Annotated in this window: 15 protein-coding genes; 14 read left to right on the forward strand and 1 reads right to left on the reverse strand. The window is 38.6% G+C overall.

What is annotated here, in order from left to right:
- From AC1EU0_RS14290 to AC1EU0_RS14355, 14 genes are all read left to right on the forward strand, one after another.
- Nucleotides 1–1,959, forward strand: a 1,959-nt coding sequence (locus AC1EU0_RS14290; RefSeq protein ID WP_480303143.1) for a DotG/IcmE/VirB10 family type IV secretion system protein, incomplete at its 5' end; no start/stop codon positions are given.
- 151 nt (nt 1,960–2,110) lie between these two features.
- Nucleotides 2,111–3,151, forward strand: a complete 1,041-nt coding sequence (locus AC1EU0_RS14295) for a hypothetical protein (RefSeq protein WP_480303144.1) — start codon at nt 2,111–2,113, stop codon at nt 3,149–3,151.
- A 9-nt stretch (nt 3,152–3,160) separates the two neighbouring features.
- Nucleotides 3,161–3,700: a hypothetical protein gene (locus AC1EU0_RS14300; protein WP_480303145.1), complete on the forward strand. Its 540-nt coding sequence runs from the start codon at nt 3,161–3,163 to the stop codon at nt 3,698–3,700.
- A gap of 18 nt (nt 3,701–3,718) precedes the next feature.
- Complete coding sequence (locus tag AC1EU0_RS14305) at nt 3,719–4,099, forward strand: hypothetical protein (RefSeq protein ID WP_480303146.1); 381 nt, start codon at nt 3,719–3,721, stop codon at nt 4,097–4,099.
- Nucleotides 4,100–4,156: 57 nt separating this feature from the next.
- Nucleotides 4,157–4,789 (forward strand): hypothetical protein, encoded by a 633-nt coding sequence (locus tag AC1EU0_RS14310; protein WP_480303148.1) that lies wholly within the window; start codon nt 4,157–4,159, stop codon nt 4,787–4,789.
- 94 nt (nt 4,790–4,883) lie between these two features.
- Nucleotides 4,884–7,901: a hypothetical protein gene (locus AC1EU0_RS14315; RefSeq protein ID WP_480303149.1), complete on the forward strand. Its 3,018-nt coding sequence runs from the start codon at nt 4,884–4,886 to the stop codon at nt 7,899–7,901.
- 309 nt (nt 7,902–8,210) lie between these two features.
- A complete protein-coding gene (locus AC1EU0_RS14320) occupies nt 8,211–10,232 on the forward strand; it encodes a methyl-accepting chemotaxis protein (RefSeq protein WP_480303151.1) in 2,022 nt (673 codons plus the stop codon).
- Between the two features lie 222 nt (nt 10,233–10,454).
- Complete coding sequence (locus AC1EU0_RS14325) at nt 10,455–11,327, forward strand: hypothetical protein (protein WP_480303153.1); 873 nt, start codon at nt 10,455–10,457, stop codon at nt 11,325–11,327.
- Nucleotides 11,296–12,063, forward strand: a complete 768-nt coding sequence (locus tag AC1EU0_RS14330; RefSeq protein WP_480303154.1) for a hypothetical protein — start codon at nt 11,296–11,298, stop codon at nt 12,061–12,063. The genes AC1EU0_RS14325 and AC1EU0_RS14330 overlap by 32 nt, the downstream gene beginning before the upstream one ends.
- On the forward strand, nt 12,063–13,664 hold the full coding sequence (locus AC1EU0_RS14335) for a type II secretion system protein GspD (RefSeq protein ID WP_480303156.1): 1,602 nt from the start codon (nt 12,063–12,065) through the stop codon (nt 13,662–13,664). Before AC1EU0_RS14330 ends, AC1EU0_RS14335 begins: the two co-directional genes overlap by 1 nt.
- Complete coding sequence (locus tag AC1EU0_RS14340; protein WP_480303158.1) at nt 13,664–14,956, forward strand: hypothetical protein; 1,293 nt, start codon at nt 13,664–13,666, stop codon at nt 14,954–14,956. The genes AC1EU0_RS14335 and AC1EU0_RS14340 overlap by 1 nt, the downstream gene beginning before the upstream one ends.
- Nucleotides 14,956–15,723 (forward strand): hypothetical protein, encoded by a 768-nt coding sequence (locus AC1EU0_RS14345; protein ID WP_480303159.1) that lies wholly within the window; start codon nt 14,956–14,958, stop codon nt 15,721–15,723. Before AC1EU0_RS14340 ends, AC1EU0_RS14345 begins: the two co-directional genes overlap by 1 nt.
- A gap of 9 nt (nt 15,724–15,732) precedes the next feature.
- Nucleotides 15,733–17,337 (forward strand): ATPase, T2SS/T4P/T4SS family, encoded by a 1,605-nt coding sequence (locus tag AC1EU0_RS14350; RefSeq protein ID WP_480303161.1) that lies wholly within the window; start codon nt 15,733–15,735, stop codon nt 17,335–17,337.
- 32 nt (nt 17,338–17,369) lie between these two features.
- The gene (locus AC1EU0_RS14355) at nt 17,370–17,804 is read left to right on the forward strand and encodes a type II secretion system protein (protein ID WP_480303162.1); all 435 of its coding nucleotides are present in this window, start codon (nt 17,370–17,372) and stop codon (nt 17,802–17,804) included.
- A gap of 53 nt (nt 17,805–17,857) precedes the next feature.
- On the opposite strand, the gene lepB is transcribed toward AC1EU0_RS14355, so the two are convergent.
- Complete coding sequence (gene lepB / locus AC1EU0_RS14360) at nt 17,858–18,436, reverse strand: signal peptidase I (RefSeq protein ID WP_480303164.1); 579 nt, start codon at nt 18,434–18,436, stop codon at nt 17,858–17,860.
- Between the last annotated feature and the right edge of the window lie 662 nt (nt 18,437–19,098).

Raw genomic sequence — 19,098 nt, forward strand, 5'->3', positions numbered from 1 at the left:
GCTGATGGTGAAATCGTTGATTCGTCAGGCCGTAAAGCTTCTATGAAAGGTTTTACTGAAGATGGGAAACCATTGCTTAGTGGTGATCTGCAATCTGAATATGTCTCTGAGCTAAATGAGTTAGGCAGTTCGGGCATCCATATTACGGACGATGGATTATTAGTCGGTAAAGATGGGAAAGCGATAACCATTGGAAATAAAAAAGTTATCCGAGGCAGCGATGGGCAGCTTTTTGATGAATACGGTAGACCGATTTTGGATGAGAATGGTCAGCCCGTGTATATGGATCAAGAAGGCAATATCGTTAATGCTCAGGGTGAGCCTGTTAAAAACATATTGCTTCAAGATGGCTCTGGAAAAGTTATTGGGAGCAAAGGAAGTGAAGATATTCGTCAAATAGGTGATTCTGATTTATTTGCAAATAAAGATGGCTTTTTATTAGGTGTTGACGGTAAACCAATTTTATTTGATGGCAAAGCTGTGACTGTTGGAAAGAACGGAAGGCTATATACCGTTGATGGTAAACCTGTTGTTGATGCAAATGGTAACGCAGTTTACGTAGGTGCTAACGGAGAGCTGAGGACGAAAAATGGAGATTTAAGCAAAGGGGTACTATTAACCAATTCAGATGGAGTGTTGATTGATTCGAAGGGTGAGCTTGTTACAGCTGGTGGAAAGCTTACCAAGCAGGAAGGTACAGACTTTTATAAAACCAAAGACGGTATGCTTGTTACAAAAGATGGTCAAGTTGTTTCGTTAAGCGGAGAACGGTTATTCATCTCTGATGATGGCTTGCTACAGAATGCATACCTTCGACCAATCAGATTTAGAGGTAAAACACTTAGCGTTGGTCAAAACGGCCATCTATATGATGAACAAGGAAGAAAAGTGGTTGATGAAAATCAATCTCCAATAGTATTAACCGAAAAAGGATTATCTTCTGAAGAAGGTGTTTTATTAGATCCCAATAGTAAATCTTCAAGCAAACCTTTAGTTCCTCCCTCGGAAAAGGTAGTTGAGCTAATCAATGGTACTCCAGAAGCAGCTTCAAATGAGGAGGAAGCCCAGCAAGAAGAAAATGGCGCTGAAGAGAAAGAGGACTCTACGCCTATAGTAAAGCGCACAGCTAATGGAGTTCCAAAAATTGATATTTCTGAACTTTCTAGCTCTGAAATTGCCACGTTAAATCAAAGGTACTTAGCGATTAAGGCGTCACTTTCAAATAAATTATCAGGTCATACACCAAAATTTGATATAGATATACAAACTTCCGAATCAGTTAGCACTGGTCAAGAATATGTTGACTCGCTTGTATCAAACTCTGTTCAGAATAATCAGGGAGGTAACGTTCCAGAGCAAGGCGCTAACTCTGCTTCTGACCAAGACTTTGTAAAACAAAAAGCAGGGACACTCCTTTATGCAGTCAATACCTCAAAGGTGAATACTGACGTTAACAATAAGGTGGTGTTTAATCTTTTTGGTGTACCTCGTGAGCACTTCCTCTATGGCGCGACTGCCCATGGCAAGGTATCAATGAAATACGACTTTATTGTTGTTGAGTTCAACCGCATTTGTTTAAAGGATGTAGTTGAGTGTACTCCAATAGATGGTATTGCTGTCGACCCTGGTACCAGAGAACCTTCTGTAAATGGAGAAATCGATAAACACTATTGGTATCGATTTGGTGGGCTAACGATCGCTACGCTTATCCAAGGCGCAGCGGAGGCAGTAGGAAACTCTCAACAGCGCACTGAAGAGACCGATATAGCAGGAAAGAAAGTCACATACTCAGGTCTAGATGGTACTAAGCTAGCCATCAGTTCCACTAAAGTACTCGGGGAGCAATTTGCGAATATTTTTCTAGAAAATGCATCTCGACCAATCACTGGATACATTGAAGAAGGTGAAGAAGTTGGTATTTTCTTATTCGAAGATATCAACTTTAAGCCTAAGAAATAGTAAAAATCCTTCCCCGCTTGATTATCGATTCAGGTTAATCAAGCGGAAGGGGGGCAAAAATCAACTTTTCTGATTATTTCTAAATTTTTATCTTTATTTTCAATCTTTCAATTCCTTATCCTATTCTCGTTGTTGAACAAGAGATAACTTTATGAGTTCTGAAGAATCTACTATTAATGAAAAATTAGCGAATATTCAAAAAGAAAGGAGTGGAGATTCTCCTGTCAAATCTGATTCTGAGGATCTTATTAGTGAAATTGAAAATAGTTTGCCAGAGGGTGAGGCAGCAACAGATACCAGTGTTTCTGTGGAACAGGAAGCTGCTAAAAATACCAATCCAAGTCCTTCGAGTACAAGTGAAGAGAAGAAGGGCAAGGCAAAACGCTTAAAAATTAGAAAAAGTAAGCCTGTTAACATAAAGGCGATAGCTTTGTCTGCTTCGATAGCTTTGATTGGAGTGGGGGGGTATTTCGGATATCCATTCGCTATTGACTTTGTGAAAGAGCATTATCCGTATTCTTCAGAAGTTTCTGAAATGCCAAGGGTGGAGGCTCCAGCCACTAAAGCTGAGCTGAGAATTCTTGCAAGACAACTTAGAAATGAAATTCATCAAAGTAAAGGTAAAGTTAACGATAGTGCCGAGTTATCAAGCGTTAAACGAGAAATTGAATTAATCCAAAGGGTTTTGGTTCGTCAGGAAGGTGATTATAAGACACTTAATGACCGCATCGATGAGGTAATGCAAATTATTGGATCTTTGAAGTCAACAAATCCGCAAAACTCGGGTGCCGCTAATAAAGCATATGAATCAAAAGTTGATCTTTTAGAAACTGAAGTCAGTTCTCTCAAAAAGTTATCAAGAACATTACGAGCAAACGATATAAATACCAGAAAGCGCTTGCGCGAGTTGAAATCAATTCATGCAAGTAATAGCAAGGCGAAACCTGCTGTTAAACCTATAAAGGCGCTTCGCAATACAAGCTCTGAAGTCGTTTGGAAAAATAACCATCCATGGAAACTCAAGATGACGAGTCGTAGCTTTACTCAGATTTATAACGTTCATACAAAAAGCTCTTTAAGGATAAGTAAAGGGGTGGATGTGCCTAGATGTGGAATTGTGCTTGATATTAATGTTCAGTCGAGAAAGGTAATTACGCAGCATTGCCGCATCACTCGCTCATCAGGTGTGTAAGGAAAGCGCGTGGATATTTATACAGCCGTATTCACCTTTGTAAAACAGTTTCCGCAGATAATGTCTGCAACTGTGATTATTAGTGGTGTCTATGGATTATTTATCTTCGTCAACTCTGGCGTAGCCTTATTAAACAAACGGGTATACGAAAGGGGCGAAGTTAGTAAAGCTTGGGCAGGGTTTATATTAGGGATGATGCTTATATCATTCCAATTTTGGATGAATATCTTTTCTGCATCGCTGCTAGGGACCGCATCTGGCCCTGTTTTTTTGTTGGGTGAAGATCTTGTTCAAACCAATGACCACAATTTGCTCTTTGATGCAATTTTTATAGTTATCAAAGTTTATGGTTGGTTTAAGTATTTATTTGCAGGCATAGCGTTTAAGGACGCTATAGAGCGAAATGACTCTGCAGCAAGGCGCTCTGCGTTTAAGAAAGCTGTATTGGCAGTGTTTTTCGCAAATGCTGAGTTGACTATTGATATCGTAGGTAATTCATTTGGTATTGAGAATGCTTATGAAAAAATGAAAACAAGTGTTGATTTATAAATCAAAGATGAGGGAAAAATGAAGTTTTTAAAATTATCTAAAACTGTAACGAGTACGTTTTTTATTGGGATTGCTTTATCTGGTGAAGTTATGGCTGAAGCAAAGAAAATTGGTGATATTGCTGATAATACTGGTAGCGCTGGTAGCTCAATATTAACTGGATCTTTACAAATTATTGCATTAATTGGATTCTTTTTGTTTGTAGTCAGCGGAATAAAATTGCTTCATAACAAACAGCAAAACCAAGATTCACCAGGGAAATTATGGTTGACACTCGCAGCAGGTATTTTCGCAATGTCTCCAATGTTATTCTTGGCAATCTTCTCTGACACTATTACAGATCAAGATGGCGGTAAAGCTGCAATCGAAGAGTCTCTCGGCTATAAAAAGTCTAATTAGTCATTATAGGGGCGCAAGCCCCGCTATCCTTTCTCTACTAATCTTGCGATATTAAATATGTTTATTCCACGAGCTCTAAGTCCACACCATAAAATAGCTTCATTTGATAACGTAATAACCAAGTCGGAATTTCAAGCGATGAAGGCTTTGAGTTTTACTTGTAATTGTTGTGGCTTTGTTGGAAAACCAACCAAAGCTGTTCCTCATTCAGGGCTCGAATTTGTTGAAATTGGCGATAGACTTTATCTCTTATGTTTGATGTGTGCTCAATCACAACATTTGCAACGTGGCGTTAAGCTTGGAAGTGGGGAAGCTTCACTAAATCATGGAGTTTTAGTGTATTGCCCTGATTTAACTCAAGGTGAAGTGATATCGATAGCGAGAGATCTTTTTGTTGCCCTTATATACAAACAGAACAATATTGGTTTCGATAAGCTGGGTGCCATAAATGAGCAACACAATGCTTTTATCAAGAGATTAACGGAAAACCATTCAAATATCCCCAAACTGAATATCTCTGAAGGCCACCTGTCAGGGTATGTGAGTTTATATAAGTTTGCTCCCAAATCATTAATAGCTCGAGAACTAGAGGTTTTTGGTTCCATTAGGTATTTACCTAGTATGAAAGTTTACAGAACCTACTTAGAACATTGGCTAGAAACATCTTATTCATCTTTGCTTCCACAGTGAGCCCGATAAAATGCGATATTCATACAGAAGAAATTTATTCGAAAGCATTGCCTCTAATTTTGATTATCTATTTCAATCAATAAATGACCTCGTTTTGAAAGTGAATCCAAGGTCGTTTATTGATATTAGAACGTGTGAAGATGAAAACACGATTGTAATGGCAGACGGTACTCTTTTAACTGCTATCAAGGTTTCTGGATCTACTCGAGATATCTTGTATGACGAGTACGTCGAAGTACTAGACATTCTGGAAACGACCTTTCGTTCTTACATGAGCAATGGAGAGCACTATTTCTCATTTACGTTCAAGACTGACCATGAGGCCATAGATTCCGCTTTAGAAAGAATATATACAAAACAAGCGCTAGCTGTTGCTGAGCGATTAGAGCTTGATATGAAGGATATCATTGAGGAAATGCATAAAGTTCATGCTTCTTCATGTCAAGAGGAATCGGTGTACCTATTGGTCTGGACAAACGTGAACCGTCTGACCAAGCATGAACAGAAAATGATTGAAAAAGAGCGTGGAGCCAGCATGATTAACATGCCTCGGCATCGAGAAGCTATGCAAATGATGTATACAGGCCAAGGCTTTTATGAAAAACACACCTCTGTTTGCTATCAAATAGTTGCTGACCTTTTGAATATCAATATAAATAGCCATATCGAAAATGTTCATAATTTTTTGAGAGACATTCGGATCAGTATTGATGAGTCTTTCACTTCAGAAGATTGGCTTCCTACTTTACCTGGTGATCCTGTTCCAATGAGAATCATCGCTGAAAACAATGCCGATTATTCAGGTATATTCCATCGTTCTATTCAGGAGCAGTTAATTCCAAGGGAAATTAATTACGAAAAAGAAGGTGTATGCAGAAGTGGTGATGTTCTTTATGCCCCTTTATCTGTTGAACAACACCCAAAAGATCCAGAGCCATTTGAAGCATTATTTAAGCGTATTTATAAACTAAAAATACCATTTCGAATGCACATGCTACTTAAAGACGATGGAATGGCAGTATTCGGAATTAAAACGGGGTTAGCTCGAATGCTTTCCTTTACTGGTTCAGTCAAAAACGCACAGCTTGTAGATGCCTATGAAAACCTAAAAGCACTGCAAAAGAGCGGTGAAGAAATAGTTTCAAGCCAGATCATGTTTTGTACTTGGAGCCGAAAAGTTGATGATTTTACTGAAATTAGAAAAAGAAAAAATGGATTGGCAAAAGCCGTTTCAGGCTGGGGAAGTACTCAGTTGTCTCAGGCTGAAGGTGATGAGGTTGAGTCATTTTTATCTAGCGTAGGTGGTGTCACTCTTGGTTCTGTTGGCCAAGCGTCTGCAGCGCCTCTCTACGACATAATAAAACTAGCTCCAATAGCTAGAATAGGGAGTGCGTGGGAATCAGGTTCTAAACTGTATAAAACTGAAACAGGAAAAATAGTGCCCTACATGCCTTACAGCAAACAGCAATTGGCATGGGTAAAGTATGTTGTTGGCCCCATGGGTTCTGGTAAAACAGTTCATATGAATGGAGAGCATTTAGCTTTGTTGTTGCATCCCGACAATGATGAGCTTCCATATATTTTGAATATCGATATTGGACCTGGTATGAAAGGCTTTTGCGAGATGGTTAGAGATAGCCTTCCAAAAGCAAAAAAAGATTTGGTTATTTACGAAAAATTACTAAACCGCAAAGACAAATCAATTAATCCTCTTGATACACCATTAGGGTTGAGAAAACCGCTATCAAATCAGAGTGCGTTTCTACATACCTTTATCACTATGTTATGTCGTGAGGATGGCAAAGATACAGCGCCTGAAGGTGTTTCTGGTTTAATACATTCTGTTATCAAGCAAACCTATAAATATCGTGAGGCTCGAAATTCGGCCAGAAGATACGAGGTTGGTGTTTCACCTAAAATTGATGGGGCGTTAGCCGAATTAGATATTGATTCAAACAATACTGACGACAGGATGTTGACGTGGTGGGATATTGTAGATTTTCTCTCATCAAAAGGTGAATATCATTTGGCAACTGTTGCACAACGCTTTGCAGTTCCAACAATTGAGGACGTTGCTACAATTGTTAACAATCCTATTATTACAACTGGGTATCAGGAGACGAAAGTTAACTCAACAGGTGAAAACGTCTGTACTTATGTAAGAAGAAAGCTGACGGAAGCGCTGAATTTATATCCTGTGATTTCAGGTTACACAAAATTTGATATCGGCTCAGCCAGAATTGTTTCAATCGATTTAGATGAAGCCGCAAAAGGTACTGGTGACTCATCTAGGCAACGATTGAGCTTGATGTACTTTCTCGCCTATTTCACTCTGACTAAACGAATCTTTACAGGTGAAGAGCACCTGTCTGAAATGTTACTCGATAAGTCAGGGGTCTTTCCTTTTGATTATGTTCCATTCCATAGAAAACATGTCAAATCCATTGAAAAGACCCCTAAGAGACTAGGTGGAGATGAAATTCACCGATTTAAAGGCGATCCTTTTGCAAAAGAACTACAGGCTCTATCTGTGCGTGAAGGGCGTAAATGGAAAGTTGATATTTTACAAGGAAGCCAGCTACCAGATGACTTTGATCCACAAATGGTAAAACTTGCTTCGGATATTGTAATTCTAGGGCGAGGAAATAGGGGTAATGCAGAGCATATTATCGATTACTTTAAAATGCCATCAAACTTAGCCCATAGGCTGCGAAGTAACAGCATGAAGCGGCCTTCTAAAGATGGGGCAACTCTTGTAATGATGGTTGAAACTGCGAATGCTCGATATGAACAGTTTGTTATTTCTATGTATGGACCAACATTTCTATGGGCTACGACTTCTACTCGAGATGATACTATTGTTAAAGCTGCTATCACCAAAGAAATTGGCACAAGTGAAGCTAGGAAATTGCTTGTTGAGCTATATCCAGATGGTAGTTTAGATAAAGAAGTTGACGACAGAAGGAGAAGGGCGGCAATCACTCTTCAGCAGGATTCGTCAGTATCTACAGTTATGGCCGAAGTGGATGAAGCTGATGAAACGCCCACTTTTATTCTTGATGAGATAGTTTTGGATGCTTTGAAGCACTATAACAAAAAAGCATATCATTAAGTCGTGTTTGTGAAATAGAGTCCTATTGCTATGCAATAGGGCTTTATCTTTTTTGTTTATCATAAAAAGTACTGACTCTGACAATCGCTAAATTACATGCATTGATGTGGACAGCCAAATTAGTAAAAGTAGTTAGAAGATGCTTTTTTGCTATTGTAAATAGTTATAGACGCTATTTAAACTACAATTCCTTGTTTAAAAATCGACAATTATTAACAAGCGTGGGATGATCTCCATATAAACTATCTGATAAAAATCAGTCGAATACGGTTAAATAATTAATCTAATCCCACCTACCTTGTAATAGTTATGTTTAAAAATAGAAGTATTGCTTTTCAGATCCAACTGACCATTGCTGTTCTTGTCGCTGGTGCATTTTTTATAACTGCATCGTTAATTTTCAATCAAGCTCGTTCTCTTTATTTAGATCAAACCTTAAGCAATAATCAAAGTACGATTGATGCTTTGGCGCATGCTTTAGAAGAAGAGTACGATGCTTATTTGTCATCAGTAGAGCACCTAGAAGGGGCTCTAATTGATGGATATCTATATGGATTGCATCCTGTTAAGGGTGTTGATTCTGTGCAAGGAAAATCAATACAGCGAATAGAAATCGAAGGAAAGCCGCTTTCTGAGCTCACTTCGATAGTTGACCGTTTTAAAGCTAACACTGAAGCTGATGCAACGGTATTTGTTCGTGATGGTAGCGACTTTATTCGTGTTATCACAACCTTAAAGAAACACAGTGGTGAACGAGTAGTTGGAACGTATCTGGGAAAAGAGCATTCAGGCTACCAAAAGTTAATATCAGGACAATCTTATTCATCAATTGTTAGCCTCTTTGGTAAAAGCTATCTTTCGTATTATCGACCTTTAAAGCATGGTGCTGAAATTTACGGTATTGCTTTTGCAGCTATTCCTCTTCAAAAAGCTACGGAATCTATTTTTAAGAATATTCGTGAAGTTGAATGGGGTAAAAGCGGTCAAAGCATGGTCTTAAATGGTGCGTCAGGAAATGAAGGCACTTATCTTATGAGCATGAATGACGGCTTGATTGGCCAGAACATTCAATCAACGATTACGGCTGATGGGAAAACTCCATTTGTTGACTTGCAATCAAACGTTGGAAAAGTGATTTTTTACCAAGGTGATGACAGTCGCAATCGTGAGAGGTACATGGTGAGTGCTTTTGTGCCTGGATGGAACTGGATCATTACTGGTGGAACTTTTGTTGATGAAATTACTGAAGGTAGTAAGCAGCTTTTAACAATTATTTTATTAATAGCTATTGTTGCTTCGTTCACTGTTATCGTTGTACTAAGTTTTGTTTTAAAGCGGCTATTAGCTCCAATTCAGATAAACTATCAGTATATGAAGCGCTTGGGTAATGGTGAGGTAAGTTTAAACATTGAGGGCGGGGATGAGCAATCAGGCAACGAAATGATGCAGTTGACAGCGGTGGTCGGTAACATGGCTGGGCGCTTACATGAACTGATTACTCATATCAAATCCACCAGCATATCATTAGCCTCCCAAGCTGATCAGACTCGTGGGAATTCAGAAAGTAGTCTTGCTTTGTCTAAATCGTTGCAATCCCGAATTGAGCATATTGCTACGGCAACGGAAGAAATGGCCTCATCTGCGCAGAGTGTTGCTGAACAAGTAGAGATGATTGCTGTAAGTGTTCGAGAGGCTAATTCTGATACTCGTTCAGGAACGAATGTGGTTGAAAATATGCGAGCTAAAGTGACCGCTTTGGGCGAACAAATTCAATCATCTTCTGAAGCAATTCTAAAAGTTGAAACTGAAAGTAACAACATTCAAAGTGTGACCAAAATTATTGATGAAATCGCAGAGCAAACGAATCTTCTAGCTTTAAACGCAGCAATTGAAGCTGCAAGGGCTGGAGAGCAGGGTAGAGGTTTTGCTGTTGTTGCTGATGAAGTAAGAAGCCTTGCTGCCAGAACTCAACAATCGGTTCAAGAGGTTGTCAATATCATCAATCAGCTACAGAGTAGTACCCAAAGTGCAGTTAAGTTGATGAATCAAAGCAAAGAGTTTAGTGTTGAAGTGAATCAACAGGCCGAAGAAACAGGCGCAGCATTGACGGGAATAGCAACTCAAGTCAATCAGATTGAGCAAATGGCAGAAGCCATTGCAGCCACATCTGAAGAGCAAGCGCAAGTGAGTGGCGAAATTGCCTCTAGTACCAATGAAGTTTCAGGGCTGAATGAGAACAACTATGCTGCGGCTCATGATACAACTCAAAGCGCCTCCGAGTTACAAAAGCTATCTGACGAACTTTCCAAGAAGGTTAGCTATTTTAAGTAAGTTCCCTAAATCCCCCTCAATGCTCACTATATTGTTATTTTATAGTGGGCATATTTCATCGCCTAAAAGCCTATCCCTTTGTATGCAAAATCAGATACTCAGCAATGATGATTTAGATTTCATTAAATCAAGGTGACTATTTTGGGAAATAGTCAGGTTTTGATTGAAGCAATAAACATGTAAATATATTTTTGCTCCAACAGAAATTTATTGCGAATATCAATGTTAGAGCCAAGCATTTTTGAGTGTCATTTTCGCCCAAATTTAATTCAGAAAAAAAAGCTAGATACTAAGTTAGTTCATCAGCGTTTATGTGAAGATATTTTTAATGATTCAACGTTAAAGTTTCTTAACGAAGAACAAGTTAAAAGTATTGAAACTCTATCTTCTGGTGAGCTTTTAGAGTTAGCTTGCTTTATTACTTTGGAACCAACCTTTGAAGTTGTGCTTGATGATGGGGTATTACATGAAGCATTTTCTAATGCTGACTCGATTTCGCTTGCAAGTAACAATTCTCATCCAAAAACTACACTTACGAGCTTATATCTAAATGACTTGTTGACAAGGTGCTCTGGTAACTACGCGCAGATATATGTAGAGAACAATTCAGGAACTCCTCTTGAATTGATGAAATGGTTCGATTCAAAAAACTGCAAAGAATTGGCAGGTATTATTCAGCTACTTTCAGATTTAGATTACGTGTCAATTTCAATAGACCGCTCGGGATTGAATCACTGCATTCAAAATGCAATGAAAGTGTTTAATCAAGATAAAGTCATAAAAAAAGCAATTTCATTAGAAGCAACAGAAACATTTTTGACGCACTTCTTTTCACAAAACACGCTTAATGACAGTAGGGCTATCAACATCCTACGAAAAATCATGCCTGCTGAATTCAAACAAAATACTCTTTCACGAAAGCAAGGTGAAGCCGTGTTCAGTGAAGTTGAACAGTTCAGACAATCTCAAAATGCTTTAGATAAACGCAATCAATTCGAATTTTTAATTAATCTAGCACAAATCTACTCGGTGACGCTTAAAACGATCTGGTCTGTATGGATGAGTGTGGAAAACAAAACAGCAAGAAGTTATTAAAGGAACAACGATGCAACTAAGACCACTTATTATTGCTTTGGCTGTAACAGGCTACTCAGTAAACGCTTACGCCCAAGATAAAGTTTTGAGAATAATGAGCGCGAGCACCTCGGTAAAGCAGGAGAAAATGGATAAAGATAGCGCTCAAGCTACGGATGCTGAAAGCTCTGAATCTGTTGAGGATTCTAGTGAAGCTAAAGAAATAAAAGCTAGCAACTCAAGCTCTGGAATTTTTTCAGTTTTTTCTAGTGATCCAGAACCTCACCCTGCGGAATTATCATCTAGCGAAGCAATTCTTGTGAAGGGATATGATATGGCCGACCCAGGGAAGGACCTATCTAAAGCTCAATCCAAGCATGAGTTAGGTTTTATAAAGAAAAGACCTAAGAACATCGATGCTCCCTATGAATATTTTGATTTAAAGCCTGATTCAGCTTTAAGTAAACGGATTTATGTAGATGAAAGAACGGGGCTGATTCATTTCAACGTATTAGAAGGCTCACTCAAAAAGAACTTCGAAGCATTGATGAAGGAAACAAGAAATACCAAGCACCTAATTTGGAAGGTTGGGAACCACAAAGTCTATTCAGATTATTGGGTTACTGGTGAATCGATGTTTGAAATCGCGAATAACATTGTTTCACCATATAACAAACCCAACCAAATCATGTTCGGTTCGTTTATTGGCGATACCGTAGGCGTGTTTTATGCGGATGAGAAGGAGCTTTGGAAGTAATGTCATTGATCAAAAAAATTGCAGTAATTTGTGCTGCTGCTAGTTTGAGTGGTTGTGCTGGGTATTCGGCCATTAAACATCATTCAAAAACCAGTGAGAAAATTAAAGACTCAATGACAGATGTTGTTGGAAAACGAGACTTTAAAGACCCAACCCCTTTTGTTAAAAAGTTCAACCGAGTTTATGTAGAGCATTTAACTAAAGAAGACATAAAGATGCCTGATTGGTTCAATGAACCTAAAGAGATATCAGGAGCTAGAAAAATAGCTTTTCTTGAACTGTTACAAAAAGTATTTACTGGTATTCCAGTCAACTTTCAATTTCTGGAAGGGGTGAAGGAAAACGAAAAAATCACTATTCCCGAGCTTTCCTTAACTTATGCTGGGATTTTAGGATACCTTTCAAGTCTAACTGGCTACTCATATTCCGTTCGCGGCAATGAGATTGTATTTAAGAAATATGAAGTTGCTACCTTTCCCGTCAGACACTTGCCTGGTAACGAACAGTATGCTGTAGGTAAAAAAGGTGTGAAAGGTGATAACTCTTCTAGTAGAAACTCTTCACAAAAGAAAAAGTCGGGCAACTTTATTGGTGGTTCGGAACAAGAATTCTCTGTTCTGACGGGTAAGCTTGATGTTATGCATGATGTTAAACTGGGTGTTGATGCTATTTTAGGTTGTCAATCAGCTCGCGCTTCTGCCAATGCCAATGCTTCTGACAACAAGCAAGAAGCAGCGACAAACAGCCCCAGCAACTCACCTAGATGTGAGCAAGGGGCGAACTCGAAAATATTACGCTCAACATCAAGTATTTTTGTTCGTGCAGTTCCATCTCAAATGAGAATGGTTGAAGACTTTATTAAAGATAAAAATGCCATTTTTTCTAGACAAGTATCTGTTCAAGTGTCTCTCATTAACGTTGAATTCACAGATGAAAATCAGTTTGCTGTAGATCTTGAGCTGGTGGCTGAGACTGTATCAAAAGGGTTAAAAGCAGCTACAAGGTCTGACATTAATGCAGGTATTCTTGGGGGGCTAAATGAGCGAACCTCATTTACACTAGGAAAAACAGATGGCCCGTTATCTAAAACCGAATTGTATTTGGCAGCTCTTTCTGAGCAAGGAGCCGTATCTAAAAAAACATTGCCTCGTGTTATAGCAACCAATAATAGGGTTGGCACAGTGGGAAATATTGACCGAGTGAATTATATCTCTGGTCGTGAAGTATTTACCACGGCATCAGTAGGCTCAGAGTACTCCATTATTCAGTCAGAAGCTGAAACAGGCTTTTTACTTTACTGTTTACCTAATATCGGTGAAAGCGATGCAATTCTAAAGCTTTCTACATCTCAATCATCTTTGCTGGACATCGAACCAAAGGGTGAGGGCAATACGTTAGTTGAAAGCCCTGTTATCAATGACAAGGTGTTTAATACAACTATTAGAGTTGACTTTAATAAGCCAGTGCTCATCGCTGGGTTGTCTAAGACATCTTTGCAAACTAACGGTGCTGAAGGTGGTGTGATTCCTTCAAGTCTAACTCGAAGTTCAAAGGATGTGCGCTCAGAGACAATTTTGATGATTGAAGTGGTGCCTCTCTAATGTCATATGAATTTAACTTAAAGCGACAGTGGTTCAGTAGGGATCGCATTAAGGACATTGAGCCTTGGGTTGAATATCTTCGTGAACATTCATATGCCTACGCTGCTATTTTTCAGAAAGAAACAACGTATGGCGATGGCTATCTAGTATCTCTTTCCAAATCAGAGGGGGCTGCTGCAGCTGAGGCAGTATATGAAGAATTAGGTTCTCCCGAGAATCTAATATACATCAATAAAGTTTACGAAGATAAGCTATGGTTTATCTTTGCTTTTGAGGGGGTCTTGTATGGGGATTACCTTCTAAGTGAAGATAGTTTCGAAAAGAAAACGCAGCAAGGTGTCATTGTTAAACTCGTTCAAGAAATAGAGCGATTTAAAGAAAAAGATATTACTGTAAAAGTATATTGTCGTGACGCGCAGTATGAAAATCACTCCAATTCAATTGTCTTTTTTGGTGATTTGCTGAGTATTCCAGTTTCTTTTCAAACAGAACTGATTAATGAAGAGGTTCCCTTAACTGACTCACTTTTACATGATTTTGAGCTAGCTTCTGTTGAATCGCTAAGCTATCCAAAAAATTGGAAAAAAAGAGGGATGATAGCTGGTGGGGTTGCCTTATTTCTTTTAGTCAATGCGTTGATGTCGATTGACTTCAGTGATGAAGAACCTCAAATAGAAACAGCCTCATTAGAGCCGATCGTTATTGATAAGTTCAAAGAGCTTAAGCAATATTTGACTGCTGATGGTGAAGGTGTGAAGCAACGGTTTGCTTTTATAATCCAAGAAATTATTGCTGCGGATAAAGTGAAGGGCTGGGAGCTTTCTAGGTACGATGCTGAAGGAGACGTTAATTCCTTTTTCATGACTCGTACCTATGGGGATGCTTCAGATATCAACACCGCATTTCCTAGCTCTTTATTCTACAAAAACTTCACGCCTGGAGGCGTGAAAATCGGGAGAAAGGTCTCTCCATTTCCAATCCTGAGTAGCCCAGTTAGAGCAAATCATGCGAAAGAAATTACATGGTTAAGTGATGCTATTAAATGGGTGTGGACGAGTGTAGAAGTTAAAAATGGGGTGGCAGTGAAACAGGATTTGAATGTGCCTCATGTTATCTCTGATCATGAGGTTGTATTTAGCGCTATGTACTATCAAGACTTGGATGGTCTTTCGTCATTGTTTGTTGGTCGCAGCGCAGGGTTTAAGAAGCTGACTTTTACAGTAAATCGAGATTCGAAAGAAATAGAAGGTTCATTTGAATTTCAAGTGATTGGTGTTAAAGAGAGATTGTAATGAAAATGAGCATGTTTAATAAAGATAATCCAGAAAGAACGAAGAACATAGCCTACCTGACAGTTATTTTTCTATGCATTGCAGGTGCGTTTTATATGTTATATGGCGCAAAGTCCAGTGACGATGAGGTAACATTTGTTAACCAATCTGGTAAAGCTAGTGATAATAATGCTAACGGCAAACCTAAGGCTCCCAAACGAGAAATAATTAGAGTGCCAGACCCGTCTTATCGTGAAGCTCCTGTTTTTGAAGACTTTCAAGCAATTGCTAAAATGTATGTTCATGCTATGGCTCCGTACAAAAGAGAAACTGCGGTTTGGGAGCAAAGTCTGTTGTCTCTTAGAATGCAGCGCGAAAAGAGTGAGCTCTATCAAAATGCTGCTGAGATTTCTACTAACAAGCTATTAGAAGCCAAAAATACTAGAGATATTGAAAAAATTGAGCAAGGTCTGGAAATATCTAAACATGATGGGGTGAGTGACGATTCTGAAGGCAGTGTTGATAATATCGAAAGCGTTAAAAAAGTCTCAAGTGTTGAAGCAATAAATGTAAGAAGCGTCAGACTGAACTTTTACACAAAGGGTAATAAGTATTCACCTTCCACTGCTTCTTTTGTGATCGGAACCGAACATTTTTCAAATGTGAAAGTGAATCAGGTTTTTGCCTCTCAATTTCAATTGATTAGTTTAATTGATAGCGAATACTGCGCTGCAGTTTTAGATTTAGTTTCTCGCTCTAAAAAGCTACATAAAGTTTGCAGAACATAGGGAGGATGTATGACGTTTTGCCTTTGTTCTGACAATTTAAAAATTGATGATAGGTTTCAAGGAAAGCAGCTTTCAGTTGCTCACAAAGTAAAAAGGTTAGAAGAGTTAGAGTCGTATAATACTAATTATGACTTTATCTCTTTATGGCAGAAGATTTATGACACCAAGGACGTGCCATTTCTGCCGTTTATTGATGGCACGTTATTGGTGGTAAATAATCATTATTATGAAAGAAAAACTACCATTCTTCATATCATTGATGAACTGAAGCTACTTGATGAAAAGTTTGTTGTTTGTAAATTCTTGCTCGCTGATGAAACCGTTGTTGTGGCCAAGATGACTGAAGCAAACAAAATGCATGAAGAGCGTATAGAGGATTCAACGGCAGAATCAAACACTGCCCGAGAAGAGTTTGACAAAATGCTAAGAGATGCGCTCTCAGTAAATGCAAACGACATTCATATAAATGCATATAGATCTGAAAAAAAGGCTGTTGCTTTGTTTTCGGTAGATAAACGTTTAAGGAGAGATAAACCCTATACCTTCTTAAATTATGAATCTTGCTTTCAGATGCTTTCTGCAGTTTTTGATTCGCTTGGTAAAGCCGCAGGGCAAGCCGAATTTAATGGCATCGATGATCAGGAAACTTCATTTACATATTCTCTTAGTGTAAATAATGAGCCTGTCCATATAACTTGTCGTGTAGCTAAAACAGTCCCAGAGCGAGCAGACGATATTCATGTTGTCATAAGGCTTATTTTACAATCAGAACCTCTTCCTATTGGTGAATTGGGTATTGAGGAGGGAACGCTAGCGAAAATGCTTCAGTTTGTGAGCAAAAAGCAAGGTTCGCTTCTAACATCAGGTCCAATGGGGTCGGGCAAAACAGTAACAACGACAGCATTATTGAATGAGATTGGTGATGATATTCCAGTGCAAACGATAGAAGACCCTATCGAAATTAGGTTCAATCGTCCCAACTTTATTCAAAATCTTTTGAAGAAAAAAGATCATGAGAAGCAGCTTTCGAAAGTTTTGCGTCAAAATGTTGCGGCTCTATATGTTGGTGAAATTCGAGATAAAATCACCGCCTCTGCATTTATTAAGCATGTTGGAACAGGGCAATTAGGCGCTGCAACAACTCACGCTAATAACGCTATAGGCATAGTGAAACGTTTAGAAGCATTGGGGATTGATCTCAAAGACCTCGCTACCCCTGGCATTCTTTCATTACTTATGGCTCAAAGGTTGGAAAAGCTATTATGTAAATCTTGTCGCTTGCTGGTAACTGATGAAATGCTAGATGAAAAGTATAACAGTCGCTTATTCAATGCCTGGGATAGTTTTAACTTATCGAATACGAGTGGCATTTATACGAGAAATACCGATGGATGCACTGATTGCCATGAAGGTTTTTCTGGGCGTAAATTGATTATCGAGATGATTGAGGTCGGTAAAGAAGACCGTAATTTTATCTCTAGTGCAAATTGGGATGCGTGGAATGCACACCTCGTTAAACATGGCTTTTCAAGTTTGGATGATCAATTGAAGAAGCTATTGCTGGATGGCCTGATTTGTCCAATTGAAGCACAAAGCTCTTTGGTTGTTGATTAGTAGAGAAAATAATGAAAAAAGGCAGGCAGTTTATGAAGTTCAAAAAAGGATTCACGTTGATTGAACTTGGAGTCGTAATTGCGATTGGAGCTTTAATAGTCGTATATGTTCTCGTTGACGTTATTGAACCAAGCAACGCTAGAACGAAAGTTAGCAAAGCGATCATGGAGGCTGGTGAAATATCATTAGGAGCAGCTGACTGGGGAACTAGTCGAGTAACAAAATACTTAGGAATTAATATGCAGATCCTTTCTGATGGCGATTTTATTAATTCTGAGTTTGCCGATGGAACAGGCCGAAATCCATGGGGGGGAGATTACATTGCGACTACGCTTAGTGGCGATATTACTACCTTTGTACTTAGGTTAACAAATGTTCCCCAAGGAGCTTGTAGAAACGTGATGGGTAAATCAGAGTTAGCGAGTTGTTCAAGCAATAATCTAATTTTTACCTTTCCGATTAAATAGATTTACCTACACTTAATATTCGTTAAATCAGGGGGCATGATTTTATGAAGTATTTACCTAAATATTTCAGAGAGATTAAACAGTACGTGTCCCTCGATTTCCTTTTTTGTCACAGAGCCAAAGTTTCTGCTGTCATAACTTTGATCCCGATTATCCCCAATTACAAAAACCTTTCCTTCGGGAACTTTATATCCCTTACCTAAGTTAGCTATATGCTGTTCTTTATAGTCTGGAATAATCGGAGATATCAAGTAGTGATATCGCACAGTCGCAATGGTTGCGGACTTTGCATTTAATGGGTAATCAGTACCTAAACGTATTTGATAATCATGTTTTAGCCTCTCAGTAGTGAGCATTTCCCCAGTTAGAGAATTTACTACAGTTAGTTGTTTATTTTTATAGCTGACAATATCGCTCTCAAGTGCGACAACTCTTTTGACTAAATTCGATTTCCCACCAGCATTAAATAAAACTACTTGGCCATATTGGAGCTCGCTCGAGCGCTTAATAAGAATGATATCTCCCTTTAGGAATAAGGGAGCCATTGAGTTACTGTTTACCCTCAACAATAGGTAATTTAGTGAAACGATAGCCGTTACTAATAGGATTGTTATTAATAGCTTTAATTTCACTGCAGATAACCCTGAATGTTATAAAAATTTGAGTTTAAACTACATGTGAGGTTCATACTTTCAAAATCTTTCTATTTACAAAATGATAAGGTGTTGTTTTCAGGAGTTTCTGAAAACAACAATGCTGGTGCAACGTCGATATTACCAAAGCCAAAATGGGTAATAACCATATTTGGTGCTTCTCTCTCGATATTTTCGAATCACCATTATTGCGTGTTTGCCCAAGCCGTAAATCTCTGATAGTTTAGGATTTGTCAACAGAAGTAAATGACACCTAGCCCATTCTCCATGGGCTTTTTTTATTATTAAATGAACATCACCTTCTAAGGATTGCTCTTATGGTCGTAAGCAGCACAGGTATGAACAAATAAATCAACGTTGACTTCTGCAAACTCGTTTATGTAAAGGGTGGAATGTTCTGCCTTCTAGAGTACCAAGTTGAAGCAAAGCCAGAATGTGATACCGAAAAGTACTCTGTCAGAGTGGTTTTTCTCGGTGAAGTAAAAAAGATGGGAGGGGTTGAGGAAAGAGGCGTCTTTGATTTTGATGCTAATACTAGACGCTCGCACAATCAAAATTGTTTTGAGATTGATATATGCATAGTAATTTTTAAAATCGATAGGTTTTCCTTGGCTGAGCTGCAAAATAACAGTAGATTAGAT

The sequence above is a fragment of the Parashewanella sp. 2210YD4-3 genome, assembly GCF_056591735.1.

Excerpts from the sequence above, each read along its gene's own strand:
- AC1EU0_RS14335 (WP_480303156.1), top strand. The coding sequence starts at position 12,063 with ATGTCATTGATCAAAAAAATTGCAGTAATTTGTGCTGCTGCTAGTTTG.
- AC1EU0_RS14340 (WP_480303158.1), top strand. The coding sequence starts at position 13,664 with ATGTCATATGAATTTAACTTAAAGCGACAGTGGTTCAGTAGGGATCGC.
- AC1EU0_RS14350 (WP_480303161.1), top strand. The coding sequence starts at position 15,733 with ATGACGTTTTGCCTTTGTTCTGACAATTTAAAAATTGATGATAGGTTT.
- AC1EU0_RS14305 (WP_480303146.1), top strand. The coding sequence starts at position 3,719 with ATGAAGTTTTTAAAATTATCTAAAACTGTAACGAGTACGTTTTTTATT.
- AC1EU0_RS14355 (WP_480303162.1), top strand. The coding sequence starts at position 17,370 with ATGAAGTTCAAAAAAGGATTCACGTTGATTGAACTTGGAGTCGTAATT.
- AC1EU0_RS14320 (WP_480303151.1), top strand. The coding sequence starts at position 8,211 with ATGTTTAAAAATAGAAGTATTGCTTTTCAGATCCAACTGACCATTGCT.
- AC1EU0_RS14310 (WP_480303148.1), top strand. The coding sequence starts at position 4,157 with ATGTTTATTCCACGAGCTCTAAGTCCACACCATAAAATAGCTTCATTT.
- AC1EU0_RS14345 (WP_480303159.1), top strand. The coding sequence starts at position 14,956 with ATGAAAATGAGCATGTTTAATAAAGATAATCCAGAAAGAACGAAGAAC.
- AC1EU0_RS14325 (WP_480303153.1), top strand. The coding sequence starts at position 10,455 with ATGTTAGAGCCAAGCATTTTTGAGTGTCATTTTCGCCCAAATTTAATT.
- AC1EU0_RS14295 (WP_480303144.1), top strand. The coding sequence starts at position 2,111 with ATGAGTTCTGAAGAATCTACTATTAATGAAAAATTAGCGAATATTCAA.